The 20,016-nt window shown below is 49.9% G+C and carries 18 protein-coding genes; 8 read left to right on the forward strand and 10 right to left on the reverse strand.

Translation table 11 applies throughout. The features are described from left to right. Positions 1 to 78: 78 nt before the first annotated feature. The 9 genes from hydG to ACIFQM_RS19720 form a co-directional block, all read right to left on the reverse strand. On the reverse strand, positions 79 to 1,491 hold the full coding sequence (gene hydG, locus ACIFQM_RS19680) for a [FeFe] hydrogenase H-cluster radical SAM maturase HydG (protein ID WP_430042885.1): 1,413 nt from the start codon (positions 1,489 to 1,491) through the stop codon (positions 79 to 81). A gap of 76 nt (positions 1,492 to 1,567) precedes the next feature. Further along, complete coding sequence (gene hydE, locus ACIFQM_RS19685) at positions 1,568 to 2,611, reverse strand: [FeFe] hydrogenase H-cluster radical SAM maturase HydE (protein ID WP_430042924.1); 1,044 nt, start codon at positions 2,609 to 2,611, stop codon at positions 1,568 to 1,570. A 309-nt stretch (positions 2,612 to 2,920) separates the two neighbouring features. Further along, positions 2,921 to 4,060, reverse strand: coding sequence for an amidohydrolase family protein (locus ACIFQM_RS19690; RefSeq protein WP_430042883.1), 1,140 nt, complete (start codon positions 4,058 to 4,060; stop codon positions 2,921 to 2,923). Next, a complete protein-coding gene (locus ACIFQM_RS19695) occupies positions 4,050 to 5,120 on the reverse strand; it encodes a pyridoxal-phosphate-dependent aminotransferase family protein (RefSeq protein ID WP_430042881.1) in 1,071 nt (356 codons plus the stop codon). The genes ACIFQM_RS19690 and ACIFQM_RS19695 overlap by 11 nt, the downstream gene beginning before the upstream one ends. Next, entirely contained in the window at positions 5,107 to 5,889 is a 783-nt protein-coding gene (locus ACIFQM_RS19700; protein ID WP_430042880.1) for an ABC transporter ATP-binding protein, read from the reverse strand. The genes ACIFQM_RS19695 and ACIFQM_RS19700 overlap by 14 nt, the downstream gene beginning before the upstream one ends. Further along, a complete protein-coding gene (locus ACIFQM_RS19705; protein ID WP_430042878.1) occupies positions 5,886 to 6,659 on the reverse strand; it encodes an ABC transporter ATP-binding protein in 774 nt (257 codons plus the stop codon). Before ACIFQM_RS19705 ends, ACIFQM_RS19700 begins: the two co-directional genes overlap by 4 nt. Next, the gene (locus ACIFQM_RS19710) at positions 6,644 to 7,510 is read right to left on the reverse strand and encodes an ABC transporter permease (protein WP_430042877.1); all 867 of its coding nucleotides are present in this window, start codon (positions 7,508 to 7,510) and stop codon (positions 6,644 to 6,646) included. Before ACIFQM_RS19710 ends, ACIFQM_RS19705 begins: the two co-directional genes overlap by 16 nt. Next, positions 7,507 to 8,505 carry an ABC transporter permease gene (locus tag ACIFQM_RS19715; RefSeq protein ID WP_430046342.1) on the reverse strand — a complete coding sequence of 333 codons (999 nt, stop codon included), beginning with the start codon at positions 8,503 to 8,505 and terminating at the stop codon, positions 7,507 to 7,509. Before ACIFQM_RS19715 ends, ACIFQM_RS19710 begins: the two co-directional genes overlap by 4 nt. A gap of 4 nt (positions 8,506 to 8,509) precedes the next feature. Then, positions 8,510 to 10,111 carry an ABC transporter substrate-binding protein gene (locus ACIFQM_RS19720; protein ID WP_430042876.1) on the reverse strand — a complete coding sequence of 534 codons (1,602 nt, stop codon included), beginning with the start codon at positions 10,109 to 10,111 and terminating at the stop codon, positions 8,510 to 8,512. Positions 10,112 to 10,384: 273 nt separating this feature from the next. Here ACIFQM_RS19720 and ACIFQM_RS19725 point away from each other — a divergent pair, with 273 nt between their 5' ends. Further along, positions 10,385 to 11,302, forward strand: a complete 918-nt coding sequence (locus ACIFQM_RS19725) for a LysR family transcriptional regulator (RefSeq protein ID WP_430042874.1) — start codon at positions 10,385 to 10,387, stop codon at positions 11,300 to 11,302. A gap of 180 nt (positions 11,303 to 11,482) precedes the next feature. On the opposite strand, the gene ACIFQM_RS19730 is transcribed toward ACIFQM_RS19725, so the two are convergent. Continuing rightward, positions 11,483 to 12,301, reverse strand: a complete 819-nt coding sequence (locus tag ACIFQM_RS19730) for a carbon-nitrogen family hydrolase (RefSeq protein ID WP_430042872.1) — start codon at positions 12,299 to 12,301, stop codon at positions 11,483 to 11,485. A 176-nt stretch (positions 12,302 to 12,477) separates the two neighbouring features. Here ACIFQM_RS19730 and ACIFQM_RS19735 point away from each other — a divergent pair, with 176 nt between their 5' ends. From ACIFQM_RS19735 to mtnB, 7 genes are all read left to right on the forward strand, one after another. Then, positions 12,478 to 13,659: a pyridoxal phosphate-dependent aminotransferase gene (locus ACIFQM_RS19735; protein ID WP_430042920.1), complete on the forward strand. Its 1,182-nt coding sequence runs from the start codon at positions 12,478 to 12,480 to the stop codon at positions 13,657 to 13,659. A gap of 331 nt (positions 13,660 to 13,990) precedes the next feature. Next, positions 13,991 to 15,091 carry a glutamate 5-kinase gene (gene proB / locus ACIFQM_RS19740; RefSeq protein WP_430066006.1) on the forward strand — a complete coding sequence of 367 codons (1,101 nt, stop codon included), beginning with the start codon at positions 13,991 to 13,993 and terminating at the stop codon, positions 15,089 to 15,091. 18 nt (positions 15,092 to 15,109) lie between these two features. Continuing rightward, positions 15,110 to 16,402: a glutamate-5-semialdehyde dehydrogenase gene (locus ACIFQM_RS19745; RefSeq protein WP_430042869.1), complete on the forward strand. Its 1,293-nt coding sequence runs from the start codon at positions 15,110 to 15,112 to the stop codon at positions 16,400 to 16,402. A 39-nt stretch (positions 16,403 to 16,441) separates the two neighbouring features. Further along, the gene (gene proC / locus ACIFQM_RS19750) at positions 16,442 to 17,308 is read left to right on the forward strand and encodes a pyrroline-5-carboxylate reductase (RefSeq protein ID WP_430042867.1); all 867 of its coding nucleotides are present in this window, start codon (positions 16,442 to 16,444) and stop codon (positions 17,306 to 17,308) included. Beyond that, positions 17,305 to 18,516, forward strand: a complete 1,212-nt coding sequence (locus ACIFQM_RS19755; protein WP_430042865.1) for a 2,3-diketo-5-methylthiopentyl-1-phosphate enolase — start codon at positions 17,305 to 17,307, stop codon at positions 18,514 to 18,516. The genes proC and ACIFQM_RS19755 overlap by 4 nt, the downstream gene beginning before the upstream one ends. After that, the gene (locus ACIFQM_RS19760; RefSeq protein WP_430042863.1) at positions 18,513 to 19,190 is read left to right on the forward strand and encodes a 2-hydroxy-3-keto-5-methylthiopentenyl-1-phosphate phosphatase; all 678 of its coding nucleotides are present in this window, start codon (positions 18,513 to 18,515) and stop codon (positions 19,188 to 19,190) included. The genes ACIFQM_RS19755 and ACIFQM_RS19760 overlap by 4 nt, the downstream gene beginning before the upstream one ends. Continuing rightward, positions 19,191 to 19,841: a methylthioribulose 1-phosphate dehydratase gene (mtnB, locus tag ACIFQM_RS19765; RefSeq protein WP_430042860.1), complete on the forward strand. Its 651-nt coding sequence runs from the start codon at positions 19,191 to 19,193 to the stop codon at positions 19,839 to 19,841. It begins immediately after the preceding gene. The last annotated feature ends 175 nt before the right edge of the window (positions 19,842 to 20,016 follow it).

Genomic DNA, 20,016 nt, shown 5'->3' on the forward strand with positions numbered 1-20,016 from the left:
CATACACGCAAAAGCAGCCGCGCTGACTCTCACGCGGCTGCTTTTTATTTGCCCCATTCCAAAGAGAAGATCGATATTCTAAAAATACAAATCCCGCTCGCCCGCTTCCAAGCGTTCCAGCTTATCAAGTGTCAAACGGCGTGCCGACTCACGCGGGATACGCTCCAAATTATCACGCAGGGCTTCAGCTCCCAGCTCACGCGCCTCTTCATCTCCATAATCCAATAGAAATTCCTGAAAGGTCAGCAGCGAATTCGGCTGGCATACATTGTGGATCTGCCCTGTTTTAGCAAGCTCCATGAACCGATCTCCGGTTCTTCCTTCGCGATAGCAGGCTGTGCAATAGCTTGGCATATATCCGCCACGACACAGACTTTTGATGATTTCCATCGGCGAACGATGATCCCCGACCTCGAACTGGGGTTTATCTTCCGTGTCCTGTTTTGCATAAGCCCCTACACCCGTAGCTGAACCTGCACTAATTTGTGACACACCCAGACCAATAACACGGTCTCTGTATTCCGGTTCTTCACGTGTAGACAAAATCATACCTGCATAAGGTACAGCCAGTCGGAGAACGGACACAATTTTCATAAAATCCTCGTCGTCAACCAAATACGGATAGCGCTCCAGATCCACATTTTCAGCCGGACGTAACCGTGGAACCGAAACCGTATGAGGACCACAGCCAAACACTTCCTCCAGATGCTCAGCATGCTTAAGCATAGCTATCGTCTCATAACGGAAATCGTATAAACCATACAGCACACCAATACCCACATCGTCTATCCCTGCTCGCATAGCGCGGTCCATGGCAGTCGTGTGCCAGTCATAATTCCGTTTTGGCCCTTGAAGATGATATTTGCGGTAGCTTTCGCGATGATACGTTTCCTGGAACAAAATATACGTACCAATTCCTACCTCTGCCAGCTTCCGATAGTCTTCTTCGGTTGTGGAAGCAATATTGACGTTGATTCGGCGTATGCTGCCATTGTCCACTTTAACCTCATAAATCTGACGCAGACAATCGACGATATAATCAATCGGACAATTGAGCGGATCTTCCCCCGCTTCCAGTACGAGGCGCTTATGCCCCAACTCCTGAAGCACTCTGACCTCCTCGACCAGCTCCTCTGGCGTCAAACGGCTGCGGGTAAAGCTGTCATTGGTATGCTTATAGCCGCAGTATTCGCAGTTATTGACACAGTGATTACTTACATATAGGGGCGCAAACAGCACAATCCGATTGCCGTAAATCTGCTCTTTCACCGCCCGTGAGGATCTAAACATTTCCTCCAGCAGTTCAGGATCATCCACATGTAAAAGAGCCGCCGCTTCAGTCGCACTCAACCCCCGGCAAGCTCTTCCCTTCTCCAAAATGTCTAAAATACGGTTTCGATCCGTTGCTTCCTGCTTTCCCTGCTCCACCGCTGCCATAATCTCTGCCTCATTAATGAAATCCGCCGACACTTTCTCCCGTACTTCACTCACGTAGATCCATCTCCCTTATTATGGTGAGGATTTCGCAAAATCCTATGGTTACCTACTATTTTTTAGTTCAGCCCCATCATTGACTTAGGAGCTGTCGCTGCACCCTCAAACTATCGCCACGCCCCATATCGACTTCAAACCCCGCTCCACGGATGCGCAGCTCCAGGCAATGTCGACATTGGGCAGATTCATCACCCAAGCATATTTTATTTTCATAAATAGCATACTTTGGCCTCACCGCAAGTGGCGACAAATTGGGCATAACTACATTCGCTCCCGCCTGTAGCGCCTTCTCCCGACCTTGGGGATGAATCGTTCCCATCGCCGTGGATGCAGGAATAAGCGCATCTGGAACGACCAACCGAGACAACGAAACAATATCCAGCGCCTTTTCCATGCTTCCCTGACTGGCATCCCGGAGGGGCGTGTTGCTATGCGGTAAAAACGGTCCAATCCCGATCATATCCGGCGACAGGCTGTGCAAATAGACCAAATCGTCTGCCAAATCACTGTTCGTTTGTCCCGGTAAACCAACCATACATCCAGCCCCGATCTGAAATCCGATTCGCTGCAAGGCCAGCAGCCGACTGCGCCTGCTTTCTATCGTCATCGTCGGATGCAGCTTAGCGTACAAACTTGGTGAAGCCGTCTCATGCCGCAGCAAAAAGCGGTCCGCCCCCGCCTCGTACAATAGCGCATAGGTTGCATCATCCCGCTCACCGATGGACAGTGTAACGGCCACATCGGTAAAACGCCTTTTGATCTCCCGAATCAGTTTGGCCAGCCGGGCTGCCGTGAACCAATAATCTTCGCCGCTTTGCAGGACAAAGGTCCGATATCCCAGTTCATAACCTTCCGCGCAACAGTCCAAAATTTCTTCCAGTCGCAAACGGTAGCGATCCGCCTGCTTATTCGAAGCACGCAGCCCGCAATACATGCAATCCTGACGACATATGCTGGAGAACTCAATTAATCCACGTAAAAAAACACCTTTACCGTAACGCTCCATTTTGATGCGAGCTGCCAATTTTCGTAACTGTGTCCGCACCGTCGGTTCTTCCTCCAGACGTACCAGCAGCTCCATCATTTCCGTATGCGTCCATTCCTTGCCGTCAGCCAGACGCAGTAATAATTCGTCCGTGACTCATCCCTTCTTTCCTCGTCCATCTGGACCCCACATCGTCAGCTGCTTGTACCGTACATGTATTATTCTAGCAACATCAGAGGGCATAGAACGTGACTAGACTCACAAAAAATCCCATTTTCTGAATATAAACTCCAGCCTCTGCCGCAAAAAATACATATTTATCGCAACAAAAAAAGCTGCTTCTCCTTTAATGGAAAAAACAGCTTCTATTCAAGCTTATTATTGAATGAAATCAACCGCCTGCTGTGGTACAAATGAATCAACGCCGTTGGTATATCAGTCTCACTCTAATTGCCCCTGAATTACCGATACGATACTTTCACGCAGTGCTTTGACATTTGGTGACTTATACGGATCAGCATTAAAAAGGATTGTATCTGCTGTGTAGTTTTCTTTTATACGTCCCAATCTGTCCCCATATCCCAAAATTTCAGCGGCAAACTCCGTGGCAGCCTGCCAAGCCTCTTTTCGAGTTAATCCACAGTCTAAGAGTGCGTCTAATTCCTCAAGGTTGCGTCCGTGTAACGAAGGTGTGGCAAAATCTGTACCGAACGCAATTCGTACGCCTGCTCTTTTGGCATAGCTGACAGCTTTAGGATGGGCTTCGGCGGCGCGGGCAGCGCGATCACAAATTTCCCTGTCGAGTGAAAGAACTCCAGACGGGTCTGCAGCAATACGGTAGATGGAAGCAGTAGGCACAAAGGCTGTCCTGGATTGCGCAAGCCGGTTGGCTTGATCCTCGGTCAAATACATTCCATGCTCTATAGATTCCACGCCAGCATTAATAGACCAGTCCACAGTAGGTCCGCCCCAGGTATGAACCATGACTTTTATCTTGCGTGCATGGGCGCTTCGCACAATAAAAGAGAATTCTTCCTCAGAAAAAATCGGGTTCAGCACTGTATCTGGTGACGCTCCTAGTCCCCCCGTTGCAAGAATTTTAATCCAGCTTGCCCCGGAATTAATAATTTCTGTTACCCGCCGTTCCAAATGCTTAAGACCTCGTGCGTCTCCGGCTCCAAGCATATCACCACAGGTATAAACTCTTAAAGGCTGGCTATAATGCTGACCTATATGCTTCACCGTACTTGGCAAAAGCCCACCTGCATCACGCACCGAAGTCACTCCAGCCCGAAAAGTAGCCTCAAAGGCTTGCACCTGCATCACTTCAATCTCCAGTTCATCGCGCTTCTCCTGGTCAGCATGATTAAAATCCGTCCATGCCAAATGCGTATGAAGGTCAATTACGCCGGGGCTAATCCATAAGTCGCCATCTGGACTATTTTGTTGCGCGTATGGAGATACGGACTCTGCAATGGACGAAAAACGACCATTACTGATCGTAATATCGAATCGTTTCCCATCAATCCCCGCCACAAATATATTTTTGTAGGTTAACTCTTTTTGGATGTTATTTACCATCTTCATTCCCCCAGATTAACCTTTGGACGGCAAGCGCATGAGAAGGGTCTTGATGTACAAGCTCAGCAAGCGTTTGAATAGCTTCTTCAACGCTTGGTTGATTTGCCTTCGCTCCAAAATGGTTAATGCGTAAGAGCTTATGATGCAATTCTCCGTCTCCGGGAGCGACAATACCTATGGGCTGTTCAATATTGAACTGGCCGCCTTGAGGAATCCGAACTGTTGTAGTCAACGTTGAGTAGCGATCTTTGTTCCGCTGCCACGGCTCAAGACCCAAGGCTTTAATGCCGGCAATTGCAGCGGATGTAGTTAAACGATGGCGACGATTAACCGCTTCCAGACCCTCTTCTTCAATAAGCTTTAATGCCTCTATAAGCGCCCGGGCTTCCAATACAGGGATATTGGCAGGAACTCGTATGGGCGTCACATGATTAGGGGGACGCTTTAGGTCAAGCAAAGACAGAATGGAATTGCGCGGCGCATTTTTGTTGGAGGCCAGAAACTCCCAGCCACGGGGAGAAATCCCCACAGCGCTGATCCCGTTAGGGCCAGCTAATGCTTTTTGCGCACCCACAGCTACAAAATCAATTCCCCACTCGTCCATCAGCACCGGTTCACCCCCGATTGCTGAAACCGCATCTATCACGGTTATAATATTGGATCGACGCGCAAGCTCCAATATTTCCCTTGTTGGATTGGAGCCTCCTGTGACCACTTCCGCCTGCACAAAAGAAAGCGCACATGGATTATATCGCTCAATCGCTGCGGCGACTTCATCTACAGTCACCACTTCATCAAAAGATGTTTTGAGCTCAATGACTTTTGCTCCGCCGCGCGCAAGCCAGTTACCAAAAATCGTTCCATAGGGACCTGTCACAATGTTTAGAATTGTACGGTCTGGCGCAGCTATGCCTGCTGCTATGGCTTCAATTCCCAGAATCGCCTCGCCCGGTATGATTACCGGGGATTCTTGGGTGGACAGGAGCTTGGAGAGCAGGTTAGTTAGCGTATCAAACTCCGATATTGTAAGAGGTACAAATCCTTTATTATTTTGACTCATAAATACCTCCTGCAGAATGGGATATTGGCATTTTGGGAACAGCGGACAAAAGCTCCTGGCTATAAGCCGTTTCAGGACGAGAAAAGAATTTCTCCTTGGGGTTGATCTCAACCAGCTTCCCCTGCCGCATTACAGCAACTATATCGCTTATGGCATTGATAACTCCTAGGTCATGAGAGATAAAAAGCATCGTAAGATTAAGCTCCGATTTGAGTGTGCTCAACAGTTCAAGCATACTGCGTTGTACCGAAACATCCAGTGCGCTCGTTGGTTCATCTGCGATAAGTATGCTTGGCTCCACGCTTAAAGCGCGGGCAATGGCTATCCGCTGACGCTGACCACCGGAAAATTCGTGAGGGAATCTGCCAAGGGCGCTTTCAGCGATGTGAACACGTGTAAGCAGTTCCCTACATCTCTTGTCCACTTGAGCGCGGTCAACAATCTTGTGAAAAAGCAAGGGTTCGGCAAGAATTTGCCTGATCGTATGCTTTGGATTTAGCGAGGAATCCGGGTTTTGGAAAACCATTTGTATTCTTTTATGCTGCTCCCGGTTCCGTCGCTTGCCCAGTACCTGAGAACCCAGCATGATCCGGCCCTCATCCGGGGCGATCAGCCCAGCTATTACCCGCGCGAGGGTAGACTTTCCTGAACCCGATTCTCCCACAAGACCAAGCGTGGTACGCTCCTGCAGCTCCAGGCTTACTTGATCAAGCGCGGTGAACTTACCATAAGCAACCGTTATATTTTCTATCCGCAAGGCTGTTTTCATAAATCAGCGCTCCTTTCAAGATCCGGGAGAGGAAGCACTGAGCTTATCAGCAACTGTGTATACGGATTTTGCGGGTTTTGTAAAAGGGGCAAAGTGTCTCCCCGCTCTATGATTCTTCCCTCTTTCATAACGCAAAGCTTTGAGCACATCGAAGCAGCTACGGCAAGATTGTGCGTAACAAACACCATGGCAAAACCCAACTCCTTTTGAAGACGTGAAATAACGTCAAGTATTTGCCGTTGAACCGTTACGTCAAGCGCCGTTGTTGGCTCATCACAAAGAAGGATGCCCGGCTTGCACGCCAAAGCCATCGCAATAACAATACGTTGACACTGGCCGCCTGAAAGCTGGCGGGGGTAACGGTCAGTATGCTTTAAGGAATCGGGAAGGCCAAGCATTTCAAGCAATTCCAAAGCTATTGTACGCGCGACCTTCCGGCTCACCTTCTGCCTGTAGTACACAACCTCGGCAAGCTGTCGGGCCACCGGGCAGAGAGGATCAAGTGCCCTTATCGGGTCTTGAAAAATCATTGCGCATCTGCCATTGCTCCTGATATTCCCGCCAATCTGTTCAATGCCGGAGGGAAGCAGCCCTATGATGGAGCGCAGGGTAAGCGATTTTCCAGATCCGGATTCCCCTACCAGTCCTATGCTTTCGCCCGCTTCGACTTTAAGACTCACATCGGTGACCAATTTATGATTCGATCGCGTCGCGAGCGACAAATTTTCCACTTCTAAAATTGGATTCATAGCGTTCATTTTCTTCTCCATATATCTGCTAGCCCATCGCCCACAAGGGATAAGGCTATCCCCGTGTATACCACCGCAAAGCCCGGGATTGCTGAAAGCCACCACTTTGTAGATATAAAGGGCTGCCCATCAGAAATCATCGTTCCCCAATCCGGAGTTGGCGGCGCAATGCCGATACCGAGATAGCCCAGCGTAACAATGGCCACAAGCAGAACAGCCATATCCGTCATAAGCACTACCACTGCTTGCGGTAGCACATTCGGCAGAAGATGGCGCAGTATGATTTTAATATTCGGGATTCCCAGTGTCTTGGCAGCGGCTATCCATTCCTGCTTGCGAAAGGATGTGCTAAGACCCTTAACCACACGAGCGTATACGATCCAGCCAACGAGAGCAAACGTAATATATATCCCCTGTTCACCCGTACCGCTTGCAAACGCCACGATAATGACAATCAAATAAAAAGGGAACGCAATCAACGTATCGGTCAAAAGCGTGATAACCGTGTCTACCCATTTACCATAATACCCGGCAAGCATTCCCAGAAACACCCCCATACAAAAAGGGATGATCTCCGCCAGTACCATAATCTTCAAATCAGTCCGTGCGGCATAGATCAGCCGTGTAAACAAATCACGCCCCAGTTGATCGGTTCCCAGCCAGTGTTCGAAGGACGGGGGTTGTAAAGTTGCCGAAATATTGGGATCAGAAGGCTGGTAGGGGCTAATAACCGGTGCGAACACTGCAACCCCTATGAGCAACGCAAACATAATACTGCCCCATAGAAGAGATGGAGTATTTAGCATTTTTCCCCAAGAGCGGTTGCTATGACCTGCCTTCTGAATCTGAAGATCTAATTGCGTGCGTTTCATTGTTCTCCTTTCGTCCTGGGATCAAGATACCCAGAAGCAACCTCAATCACGAAGCCGATGATGACCACAGATATCGCACAATAAAGAGCAATTCCCTGTATAACAGGAAAATCCCGATTTGAAATGGCTGAAAATAACAGGCTTCCGATCCCTTTGAGGCCAAAAACCTGTTCAATTACCAACGTGCCGCCCATCAGGTAGGCAATGTTTACGCCAAGCAGCATAAGAGCGGGAAGAGCGGAATTGCGCAGGACATGCTTTACCAATATAACCCGACCGGGGATTCCCGCTGCCTTCAAGGTTACAACAAAATCAGATTCCAGCACTTCCAGCATCTGCGCTCTTAAAGAACGAACGAGCGAGGGAATTTGCGACAATCCGACAGTTATCGCAGGAAGGGTGAGACTGTACAAGATTCCGAGCCAGCCCTCTCCTACTCCCCCAACGGGAAACCAGCGAAGCCGAACGCTAAATACCAGAATCAGTAGCAGTCCAACCCAAAAAATCGGCATACCGAGCGTTACAGCAGGCAAGATGCGTATCATATGATCAAGTAGTCCGTCTTTATGTGTTGCCGCAAGGGTGGCCAGCACCAGCGAAACAATGATGGCAAAAAGACAGGTCATTGCAATGAGCAACAGCGTCACGGGGGCCCGCTCTGCAATCAACTCTCTTGCAGAAGTTTCAAAAACAATCGAAACGCCGGTATCACCGTGTGTAAAGAAATTGTGCACAAAGCCTATAAACTGCTCCCAAAGAGAACGATCCAGCCCCAACCTGTGACGCATACTCTCAATAGACTCAGCTGTGGCGTATTCCCCCAGAATCATTTTGGCGGGGTCTCCCGGCACCAGCCTTATGATGAAGAAGACTGCCACCACCACACAGATGACTACTGATGCCGCTCTTATCATAGCGCGCACAAGCCATTTGTGTGGGGAAGTAAGATTTGCAGACAATCCGGCAGACTTTTTAAATACATGGTGAGCCTTCAAGGATCTAATTACCTTTCACACGTACATCTTCAAAACGAACGCTGTTATTGGGAAGCACGACCAGGCCGTCAACGGAAGAACGAATACCTTTCAGAATATCCGGATAATAAAGCGGGATGTAAGGCACCTCATCTGCAAGAATTTGTTGAAGCTTGGCGTAAATTCCCGCACGTTCTTCCCCATCAGGTGTTTTTTGCCCCTCGTGCAGGAGCTTGGTAACTTCATTGTTCGTGTAATGAGTCCAGTACGACTTGCTAAAGCCTTCCGGGTCTGTCTGGAAAGCGAGGATCGAGTTGGCTTCTGGAGAATCCGCTTGTCCGCTGTTGATCATTGCCGAAAAATCATAGGCAAAGAAACGCTCGCGGAATGAGGCCAACTCAACAGATTCGATTTGAATATCAATGCCGATCGTTTTGGCGGCCGCCTGAATAATCTGTGCCTCCTGAGTTCTTGAGTTGTTTCCAGAGGCAATGAGTAATTTTGTAGAAAACCCGTTAGGGAACTTTGATTTTGCAAGCTCTGCTTTGGCAGCATTCGTATCAAAGCCGAGTGCTTTAATCGTATCGTTCGTGTTGTAGGGAATGGCCGGCGGCAAAAGCGAATTGGCTGGCTTTGCGAAACCAAAGGTAACCGCATTAGTCAATCCATTACGGTCAAGTGCCAACGCCAGCGCACGGCGAACATGCACATCCGAAAAATGCTTGTCCAAGGTATTGAAGAACAATTGCTCTGTCACCCAGCTTCCATTGGTCGCCACCTTGGTATCCGTACCTTGTTTTAATTCATTTACATTTTCAACAGCTACAGACTCAATAGCATCAATCGCGCCAGCCTTCAGCTGGTTAATCGCTTGGCTGTCATCTTCAATGAGCTTGTAGACAAGTTCATTGATATATGGCTTGCCTTTCTGCCAATAGTATTTATTTTTGGTGAAAGTAACATCACCGGCAGAATCCCATTTCTTAACGACGAAGGGACCGGTACCGACCGGATTTTTAAAGAATTCTTTTTCTGAGACACCGCCGAAATCCTTTGGAAGAATACCATTGGAAAAGTTTGAGAGCTCAGAAATAAACGGCGTATATGGCGTTTTAAGCTTAATTACGAGTGTCTTTTCATCTTTAGCCGAAAGCGAAGCCACCTGTGCCGCTATTTCAAGAGGACCTCCTACATTTAAATGACGCTGAATTGAAAACACCGCATCCTTGGCAGTAACTCCGGTTCCGTTTGAAAATTTCAAGCCATCGCGTAAAACAAAAGTATAGGTTAAACCATCTGAGCTTATATTGTGAGACGCTGCAAGCCAATCCACAATCTTTCCATCACTGTTAAAGGCGACCAGCGGCTCAAATACTTTGTCGATAGCAAAAGCATTATTGGATGTAATCTGATTGTGCAAATCAAACGAGGTTACGGAAGCCGGGCGACCATATGTAAAGGTTCCCCCTTCTGCGTGTTGATCAGCGGTTGTGCTTGGGTTAGCTGCGTTTGTATTTTGACCTGCATCATTTTTGGAGCCGGAGCATCCTGCCACGAGAACCAATAAAAGTAATACTAAAGATCCAACCAAAAACGGCTTCCTAAAAGATACACTAAGTTTGGACATCCCATTTTCCCCTTTTCCCCAATAAAACATATTGTTTTAATATGAATAGTATTATGGATGAACCCATTTGCCATGTCAAACAGAATTAAATACCATAATTTTAAAAAATAAAGATAAAAGTAAACATAGGGATTTTCCAGCCTGTGAACACATGGAGTTCATTTGGGATTGGGATTTCGATTTTAAATATTGTATAATAAGCACATGATGTAATAGGTAAATCTTATAAGCTGACAATACTTATAAAAGCGTATAAAAGGGGTCTAAAACTCGATGGAATTCAGGCAGCTTCAATACACCCTGCAAATTGCAGCGGAAAAAAACTTCTCACGCGCAGCGGAAAAGCTGCACATTGCCCAGCCTTCCCTGAGCCAGCAATTGTCCAAACTGGAAAAAGAGCTTGGGGTGCTGTTATTTCAACGCAATACAAGCGCGGTGGAATTAACGCATGCAGGAGCAAGCTTTGTGGAAAAAGCGAAAAAGATCGTCGACGCCGTCGAGCAACTCCGACAGGAAATGGACGATATTTCTCAGTTGCGTAAAGGGAAGGTTGTCGTCGGTAGTATGCCTATCACGGGTTCCCATTTGCTGCCGCATGTGCTGCCTGTGTTTAAGAAAGCTCACCCTGACATTGAAATTGTTTTGGTCGAGGATTCATCCATGAATCTGGAGAAAAAAACAGCCAGCGGCGATACCGACCTCAGCCTGCTTTCTCTCCCATTGGTAGAACCGACACTTTCCTATGTGCCCATCGGTGAAGAATGGATTGATCTTGCTGTTCCCCCGGGTCACCCGCTGGCTCTGCGCAAAAACGGCGACCAGCCGCAGCCTGTGCATCTGGAAGAACTGAAAGATGAACCTTTTGTCGTCCTGAAAAAGGGGCAGGGCTTCCGCAAGCTGACGATGGACTTGTGCCATCAAGCGGGCTTTGAGCCAAAGGTGGTGTTTGAAAGCACCAATATGGAAACCCTCCAATCGCTCGTAGCAACAGGGATGGGGGTAACACTCGTGCCTCGTTTTATTGCCCGGGCTGCCAGCAGCGAATTTGTTCCGGCATTGCTGCCACTGGCTGAACCGACGCCAAGCCGCACGCTGGCTATTGCATATCGGAATGGACGTTATTTATCCAAAGCGGCCGAGGCTTTTATTGAAACCTTCCGCGAAACGGTCAAACAGCTTTCCGAAAAGTAGTCTCTCGTAAAAAGACCGTCTTCCTCCCCAGCCAAAGCCAGAGAAGGAGACGGTCCCGGGGCTACACCCCTATACATTCCATATTTAATGTTCAGTTCCACGCTTTCCTCGCCTTGTCGTAATCAGGGTCACCGTGAATCTGGTGGACTTTTATCCTGATCATAGCCCATTTCGTGATTATTACAGATCATACAGAGAAGGACGACGGTCCTCGAATACTGGAATACGCCCACGTACGTCCTGCACTAAGGCTGGCTCAATCGTTCCTGTGATGATGTCCTCCTGCTCTCCGCCCTCGGCAATGATTTCTCCCCACGGATCAATAATGAGAGAATGCCCGAAGAAATCCGTATCTCCACTGCGTCCTACCCGGTTACAGGCGATAACGTACATTTGATTTTCAATGGCCCTTGCAGTCAGCAACGTACGCCAGTGATGAAGACGGGGATGTGGCCATTCCGCAGGTACGATAAGCAGATTTGCGCCAGACAGGGCCAGACTCCGCGCTAGCTCGGGAAAACGGATGTCGTAGCAGATCGACGCACCCGCCTGAATCCCTCCATCCAGCGTGAATAACACCTTTTCCTGACCAGGCTGCAAATATTTTTCTTCATCCATCAGGCGGAACAAATGAATTTTGGAATATGAAGCAACCTCTGCGCCTGTCCGGTCAAAAACGAGCATTGTATTGTATACATGACCGTCGCTTTTCTTCTCCGCTATAGATCCGGCTACCACGTTCACCTGATGAGCAGCAGCGAATGCCGATATCCATTCACGGGTTTCCGCTCCATCCTGATCCGCCAGCTCATGAATGCGATCCAGCGCATACCCCGTATTCCACATTTCGGGCAGTACAATCAGGTCCGGCTTCAGTTCGGCTGTCACCGCATGTTCCATTAACGTACGAATATGACTGCGGTTTTCCGGGGGATTCCCCAGCTCAATATGAGCTTGTATGAGTGCAACACTGAACGGCTGAGCTTCATGATACGTCAAAATCGTTCATCCTCCCTGTGAACCGGAGCTTCCGGTGAGCGCTTGTCCGGCATTTTCTCCCATCATAGCCCGTTCAGGCTCTACCACGCAACCGCATAGGTTTAATCCCCTCTATACAACTTGGTTAAATCGTGATAAATTAATCCTCAAACTATTCCAAAAGGTCGTGTGAAATGATGAGTAATTTTTCCATTCCCTCTGCTGATGTGATGAAGCAGTTACCGACTCAATTTTTTGCCACACTAGTACAAAATGTAAACCGTGAAATTGCGGCAGGCCATGATGTCATTAATCTTGGACAGGGGAACCCGGATACACCTACCCCACCTCATATTGTAAAAGCCTTGCAGGAATCAGCGGATAACTCGCTGTATCATAAATATTCGCCTTTTCGCGGTTACGGCTTTCTCAAGGAAGCCGTCGCCCAGCGCTATCAGGAGGACTACGGTGTGACACTTGACCCGGAAACTGAGGTCGCCATCCTGTTTGGCGGAAAAACAGGCTTGGTGCAGCTACCGCAAATTTTACTCAATCCCGGCGATATGTGTCTCGTACCTGATCCCGGCTATCCGGATTACTGGTCTGGCGTAGCCCTGGCTAAAGCGGAAATGTCCTTTCTCCCCTTAAAGGAAGAGAACCGTTTTCTGCCCGATTATGAGGCTATTTCCGAGGAAGATCGCCGCCGAGCCAAGCTGATGTTCCTCAATTATCCGAATAATCCGACCTCGGCCACCGCGCCTCTTTCCTTCTATAAGGAAACAGTTGAATTTGCGAAGCGTAATGGCATAGTGGTGGCCAGTGATTTTGCCTATGGCGCTATCGGCTTTGACGGCGAACGTCCGGTGAGCTTCCTTCAGGCCGAGGGTGCCAGGGACGTAGGGATTGAGTTTTATACCCTGTCCAAAACGTACAATATGGCGGGCTGGCGCGTCGGTTTCGCGCTTGGTAATGCTGAAATCATCTCGATGATTAATCTGCTACAGGATCATATTTATGTCAGCCTGTTTGGCGGCATTCAGGTAGCGGCGGCGACTGCTCTCACGTCCTCGCAGGACTGCGTGGGCGAGCTGGTTGCACGCTATGAATCGCGCCGCAATGCTTTTTATGATGCGCTTGGGCAAATTGGCTGGAAGGCGACGCGTCCAAGCGGCTCCTTTTTTAGCTGGTTGCCTGTGCCGCAGGGCTATACCTCAGCTTCCTTTGCCGATCTGCTGCTGCGGGAAGCCAAGGTGGCTGTCGCTCCAGGGATCGGCTTCGGTAATGGCGGCGAAGGATATGTGCGGGCGGGGCTGCTAAGCTCAGAAGCTCGACTGACTGAGGCGGTTGAACGAATTGGCAAGCTGAACCTGTTTGGTTAAGCCGTATTTTCAGCTAGAACTTCTTTGCCAAACCCGACCTTTTCATGGTATTCTGTTACCTATATCATTAAGCGCGTTGAAGGGACTATTAAGAGAGACCCGTCCTGTTCAGAGAGTAAATTCCGATAGGCTGCAAGAATTTACCTGGACCCTCTCCCAACTCCTATCCCCGAGCGCCCTGCGCAGTCAGGCGGTTCCTGCCGTTAACAGGTTTCAAGTGGGATGATCATGAGTCATCAATGAAGGTGGTACCGCGGAAGCACAAACTTTCGTCCTTTGCATACAAAGGATGAAAGTTTTTTTGTATATAAAAATTAAGGAAGTGGACGTCTTGTCAACACGAATTGTCATTAAAATCGGAAGCAGCTCCTTAACCGGAGTTGAAGGGGGCTTGAATCGGAAAGCAATTACTTATTTTGCCCGCGAAATCGCCGGACTTCGTTCGAAAGGCCATGAAGTGCTGCTGGTCACATCAGGGGCAGTCGCCGCCGGGTTTCGGGAGATCGGGTACCCGTTTCGCCCCAAGCTGCTGCATGAGAAACAAGCGGCGGCAGCCGTAGGTCAGGCGCTGCTTATGCAAGCCTATCAGCAGGCTTTTAGGGATTATGGCTTGGTGAGCGCGCAGATCCTGCTGACACGCAGTGACTTTTTGAGCCGCAAACGGATGAACAATGCTGGAATGACCGTAGAAGAACTGCTGCGCCAGCAGGTCATTCCCATTTTCAACGAAAATGATACGGTGTCGATTGACGAATTGAAATTCGGTGATAACGATATGCTGTCTGCGCTGGTTGCCAATCTGGTCAAAGCACAGCATTTGATCATTATCACAGATACCGATGGCGTATATACGGCAGATCCACGCAAGCATCCGAATGCCGTACGTTTTGAACACATCGACGAGATTACCGAGGAAATTTATGCATTAGCTGGAGGTTCCGGGTCAGCCGTAGGGACTGGCGGTATGCGATCCAAGATCGAAGCAGCCAAAGTCGCCACACGCGGTGGTGTACCTGTGTTTGTGGGACGCGTCAACGCAGACGGCGATCTGGATGCCGCCGTGGAGGGACACGGGCCGGGGACTTATTTTGACACCCACCTCTCTTCCCTGCCGATGAAAAAACAATGGCTTGGCTTCATGTCGACGCCGCTCGGCACAGTGCATGTGGACCAGGGAGCCGAGGAAGCGCTGGTGAATGGCGGTCATAGCCTGCTTCCCGTTGGCGTCCGACGCGTTGAAGGCAGCTTTCATGCCGGAGATGTTGTTGAGGTGCTGGGGCCGGAACGTAAGGTATTGGGGCGCGGCATCGTCAATTATGACGATGGGCAGCTTCGAAGCGTACAAGGATTACCAAGCGGCGAGGTTGTGGGCAAGATCGGCCCCATTCACCGGCTTGAGGTGATTCACAGGGATGAATGGATTACATTATAAATGCGGGGAGGCCGTAACATGAGTGAATTAACGACGAACACAGCCACAACAGATGAAAGCCAGTTCAGTGAGGTACGGACCAAAGCGACGCTGGCCAAAAAAAGCGCCGGGGTCATGAACCGACTGACGACAGCACAAAAAAATGAAGCGCTGCTCGCCATGGCTGAAGCACTGGTACATCATACGGAAGAGCTGATTGCAGCGAACAAAAACGACTTAGAGCGTGGTCGGGAACTGGGAACGTCTGAATCGCTGCTCGACCGCCTCAAGCTGACCGAGGACCGTATCGGGGCCATCGCCGAAGGCTTACGCCAAATTGTGGAGCTGCCTGATCCGGTCGGTGACACGCTGGAGCATATCGAGCGTCCAAACGGTCTGCGGATTGAGAAAATACGTGTGCCGATAGGTGTCATCGGGATCATCTATGAAGCGCGTCCGAATGTGACGGTGGATGCTGCGGGCCTGTGTCTGAAAACAGGAAATCCGGTTGTGCTTCGTGGTGGCTCGGCTGCCCTGTTTTCCAACCGCAAAATCATTGAAGTTCTCCAACAGGCGTTGGACACCACTGCTGTACCGCGCGATGCGCTTCAGCTCATTGAAGATTCAGACCGTGCCTCTGTCAACGAAATGCTCACGCTGAACGGTTTGCTGGATGTGATCATTCCACGCGGCGGGCGCTCACTTATTCAAAATGTTGTTCAAAATTCCACTGTGCCTGTCATTGAAACCGGAGCTGGCGTGTGCCACACCTATTTGGATGCTACGGCAGATACACAGATGGCTGAGGCGATCACACTGAACGCCAAGGTGCAAAGACCGTCGGTATGTAACTCCATGGAAACACTGCTCGTTCACTCGGATTATGCAGAAGCACATCTGACGAGCTTGGCAGAACGTTTTCGTGAGGCCGGAGTCGAGCTGCGTGGCTGCGCACGGACACGGGCATTGGTTCCCTGGGCTGTTCCAGCCACGGATGAGGATTATGGCACCGAGTATAATGATTACATTATGAACATCAAGGTCGTAGACCATTTGGACGAAGTACTGGAGCATATTGCCCGGTACGGTACGATGCACTCGGAGTGTATTGTGACCGCAGATGAAGCCCATGCCGAACGTTTTCTGCAAGAAGTGGACGCGGCAGCCGTGTATCACAATGCCTCCACCCGCTTCACGGATGGCTTTGAGTTCGGATTTGGTGCCGAGATCGGGATCAGTACGCAAAAATTACATGCCCGCGGTCCAATGGGACTGCCTGCGCTAACTTCAACCAAATATCGTGTGTACGGTACTGGACAAATCAGGGAATAATATCATTTATCAATCCGTATCCTTGGAGGTTATGAAACCATGTGTGAATCACAAACAAAGGCTTTAATTCAAGAGCAAATTACGTTTTTCGGAGCAGGCTCGATGGCAGAGGCTATTATCCGCGGGATGATGTCCCGTTCCGTTGTCAAACGTGGCGGTATTACGGTCATCAACCGCAGCAATCAGGCACGCCTGGAGGAACTTCAACAGCAATATGGGGTGTTGTTCCAAACCGAGGATGCCGCCAAAATCGAGCTGCTGCGCCGTTCTCCCGTGATTGTGCTTGCCATGAAGCCCAAGGATGCTGCACAAGCCCTTGGACAGCTCGGTCCGCTCCTGTCAGATGGGCAGTTGATCATTTCGGTGATCGCCGGACTATCCATTCGTACGATGCAGACGTTGCTTGGCCGCAAGCAGCCCATCGCCCGGACGATGCCGAACACATCCAGTTCGATTGGCTTGGGAGCCACAGGCATCAGCTTTTCCAAGGAGATTAGCGAAGACCAGCGTAAAAACGTGCTTACGATATTCGAATCTGTGGGTACGGTGACGGTTATAGAAGAAGAGAAAATGGATGTATTGACCGGGATTTCCGGGAGCGGCCCTGCCTATGTTTACTACTTGATGGAAGCCATGATTGCCGGGGGAATCCGTGGTGGCTTGACTCCTGAGCAAGCGCACGAACTGACAGTGCAAACGGCACTTGGAGCGGCACGCATGGTACAACAAACCGGGGAGGAGCCTTCTGCCCTGCGCCACAAAATCATGTCGCCCAACGGGTCGACGGTAGCCGCGTTGGAAAGGCTGGACAAAGGCGATTTCTACGAAACGGTCATTGCGGCGGTACAACGTTGTACTGAACGATCCCGTGAGATGGGAGCGGTACTAAAGGAGGGAATTGAATGAGCTATTGCTTAGCGACCTACCGAGTATATGATGACAAAGCAGATTTTAATAAAAAGGCACAATCCATTGCCATCGGCATGACGGTGGGCAGCTGGACTGAGCTGCCGCAAGCCAAGCGGGACGCGATGCAAAAGCATCTCGGCTCGGTTCAAGCTGTGGATGTTCACGATGGAGGGCCCGGTGAACGATATGCCGACCTGACTATTGCTTACCCGGATGTAAATTTCAGCCGGGACATTCCCGCACTGCTGGTGACGGTCTTCGGCAAAATTTCGATGGACGGCCGTATCAAGCTGACGAAGCTGAGCTTCTCGGAAGCATTCCGTTCCGCTTTTCTGGGGCCTAAATTTGGCATCAGCGGCTTGCGTGAGCAGCTCGGCGTATATGACCGTCCACTGCTAATGAGCATTTTCAAGTCAGTGATTGGTCTTAATCTGGACGAGCTGAGCGAGCAGTTTACCCGACAAGCCCTGGGCGGCGTCGATCTGATCAAGGACGACGAGATTTTGTTTGAAAATGCGCTGACGCCGATTGAAAAACGCGTCGCAGCCTGCATCAAAGCCGCCGAAGCGGCTGAGCGTGAAACCGGTAAAAAGCTGCTGTATGCAGCTAATTTAACTGGACCAACCTCGCAGCTCAAAGCGCAAGCCCTCAAGGCCATCGACGCAGGCGCAAATGCCCTGCTGTTCAACGTGCTGGCCTATGGCTACGATGTGCTGCATGAACTAAGCAGTGATCCCGCTATCTCGGTGCCGATTGCAGCCCACCCTTCGTTGGCGGGTGCTGCTTATCCGTCACCGCATTATGGTATTTCGGCATCGGTGCTGCTCGGTCAGCTCATGCGACTGGCAGGAGCCGACCTCGTGCTCTTCCCTTCTCCTTACGGCTCGGTTACGATGCCACGTGAGGAAAACATGGCGATCCGCGATGAGCTGATCACCCCTGATCTGCCGCTAAAGGCCAGCATGCCTGTGCCATCCGCAGGGATTCACCCCGGCCTGGTGCCGTTAATTGTGCGTGATTTTGGCACAGATGTTGTCGTTAACGCCGGGGGCGGCATTCACGGCCATCCGCTCGGCACCGAAGCTGGCGGACGCGCCTTTGTGCAGGCGATTGAAGCTGTGCGTCAGGCTGTGCCGCTGGCGGAATACGCCCGCACGCACCCGGAGCTGCAATCCGCGCTCGATACGTGGGGAGGGGAACGATGAATACAGCGAAGAAGCCCGTCATTTTTTGCGATTTTGACGGGACAATTACGAACAGCGACAATATTGTCGCCATAATGAAGCATTTTCAGCCTGCCGGCTGTGAGGCTATCATGCATGATATCGTGAACGGACACACGTCTATTCGTGAAGGCGTAGGCGCCATGTTCGCTCTGATGCCCTCCACGCAAAAAGATGAAATCATCTCTTATGTACTTGGACAAGCTGGTATACGCGAGGGCTTTGCCCGTTTTTTGGACTATGTACGGGAACAGGATATTGAATTTTTAGTCACCAGCGGCGGTATTGATTTCTTTATTGACCCTCTGCTGGAGCCTTTCGACATTCCACAGGATCACGTTTACTGCAATGGTGCCCATTTCTCAGGGAATCATATTGAGATTACGTGGCCGCATCCATGTCAGGAGCCATGTACGAACGACTGCGGCATGTGCAAAACAACCGTGATTCGCCAATACCCTGCCGAACAGTACGAACGAATTTTGATCGGGGACAGCCTGACGGATTTTGAAGGAGCCAAAATTGCCGACCTTGTGTACTCCCGTTCGCACCTGACTTTAAAGTGTCAGGAGCTGGGCGTAGCACATGTGCCCTTTGAAACATTTGACGACATTATTAAGGATTTAAAGCAAAAACAGGAGCAAGGGGTGCTGTAAATGAGCTATAGCTTGGCAGACATTACGTTGGAAGAAAAACGCCGCGCACTGGAAGAACTCGCTGATGTCAAGGAGCTATTCGCATCTCGCAACTGGTTCCCCGGCACGAGCGGCAATTTGTCGATACGGATCGGGGAATTTCATCCTGAACAATTTTATTTTGCAGTTACTGCCAGCGGCAAGGATAAAACCAAGCGGACACCGGAAGATTTTCTGTTCGTAGACCAGCACGGAAAAGCGGCAGAAGCCACAAACCTCAAGCCAAGCGCCGAAACGCTGATTCATTGTGAAATTTACCGCCTGATAGGCTGCGGAGCCGTTTTCCATGTCCATACGGTGTTCAACAATCTCATTTCCGAATACTACGGGGAACAAGGCTCTGTACCTGTGCAAGGCATTGAACTCATTAAGGCTTTTAACATTTGGGAGGAAAATGCAGCGATTGACATTCCCGTACTGCCAAATTACGCGGATATTGCTGCGATTTCCAAGCTGGTGCCAGGTGTGCTGAATGATCAGGTGCCGGGAATTTTACTGCGTAACCACGGCATTTATGCGTGGGGGCGTGATGTGTTTGAGGCTAAAAAGCATCTGGAGGCGTTTGAATTTTTGTTTGAAGCGACATACCGCTCCCTGCTGCTGAGACCTTAGTTATGAAGAATAACTTACTACATGCGCGCCTGCATTAATTGAAAAGTGCAAATTGAATGCAGAGAACGTAGCCCCAGCGAAAGCAGGGGAGCGTTCTCTTTTTATTAATAGAAGAGCAGCCTTGGACGTGAAACAAAAGTCCCGACTGCCTTTGTATCATTATTGAACCCATTTG

The sequence above is a fragment of the Paenibacillus sp. NRS-1782 genome (genome assembly GCF_050467685.1).
Classification (GTDB): Bacteria; Bacillota; Bacilli; order Paenibacillales; family Paenibacillaceae; genus Paenibacillus; species Paenibacillus terrae_A.

Bases quoted from the DNA above. Each gene is read 5' to 3' on its own strand.
- ACIFQM_RS19690 (WP_430042883.1), bottom strand. From the start codon at position 4,060: ATGGTAAATAACATCCAAAAAGAGTTAACCTACAAAAATATATTTGTG.
- ACIFQM_RS19695 (WP_430042881.1), bottom strand. From the start codon at position 5,120: ATGAGTCAAAATAATAAAGGATTTGTACCTCTTACAATATCGGAGTTT.
- ACIFQM_RS19700 (WP_430042880.1), bottom strand. From the start codon at position 5,889: ATGAAAACAGCCTTGCGGATAGAAAATATAACGGTTGCTTATGGTAAG.
- ACIFQM_RS19705 (WP_430042878.1), bottom strand. From the start codon at position 6,659: ATGGAGAAGAAAATGAACGCTATGAATCCAATTTTAGAAGTGGAAAAT.
- ACIFQM_RS19710 (WP_430042877.1), bottom strand. From the start codon at position 7,510: ATGAAACGCACGCAATTAGATCTTCAGATTCAGAAGGCAGGTCATAGC.
- ACIFQM_RS19720 (WP_430042876.1), bottom strand. From the start codon at position 10,111: ATGTCCAAACTTAGTGTATCTTTTAGGAAGCCGTTTTTGGTTGGATCT.
- ACIFQM_RS19725 (WP_430042874.1), top strand. From the start codon at position 10,385: ATGGAATTCAGGCAGCTTCAATACACCCTGCAAATTGCAGCGGAAAAA.
- ACIFQM_RS19735 (WP_430042920.1), top strand. From the start codon at position 12,478: ATGAGTAATTTTTCCATTCCCTCTGCTGATGTGATGAAGCAGTTACCG.
- ACIFQM_RS19745 (WP_430042869.1), top strand. From the start codon at position 15,110: ATGAGTGAATTAACGACGAACACAGCCACAACAGATGAAAGCCAGTTC.
- proC (WP_430042867.1), top strand. From the start codon at position 16,442: ATGTGTGAATCACAAACAAAGGCTTTAATTCAAGAGCAAATTACGTTT.
- ACIFQM_RS19755 (WP_430042865.1), top strand. From the start codon at position 17,305: ATGAGCTATTGCTTAGCGACCTACCGAGTATATGATGACAAAGCAGAT.
- ACIFQM_RS19760 (WP_430042863.1), top strand. From the start codon at position 18,513: ATGAATACAGCGAAGAAGCCCGTCATTTTTTGCGATTTTGACGGGACA.
- mtnB (WP_430042860.1), top strand. From the start codon at position 19,191: ATGAGCTATAGCTTGGCAGACATTACGTTGGAAGAAAAACGCCGCGCA.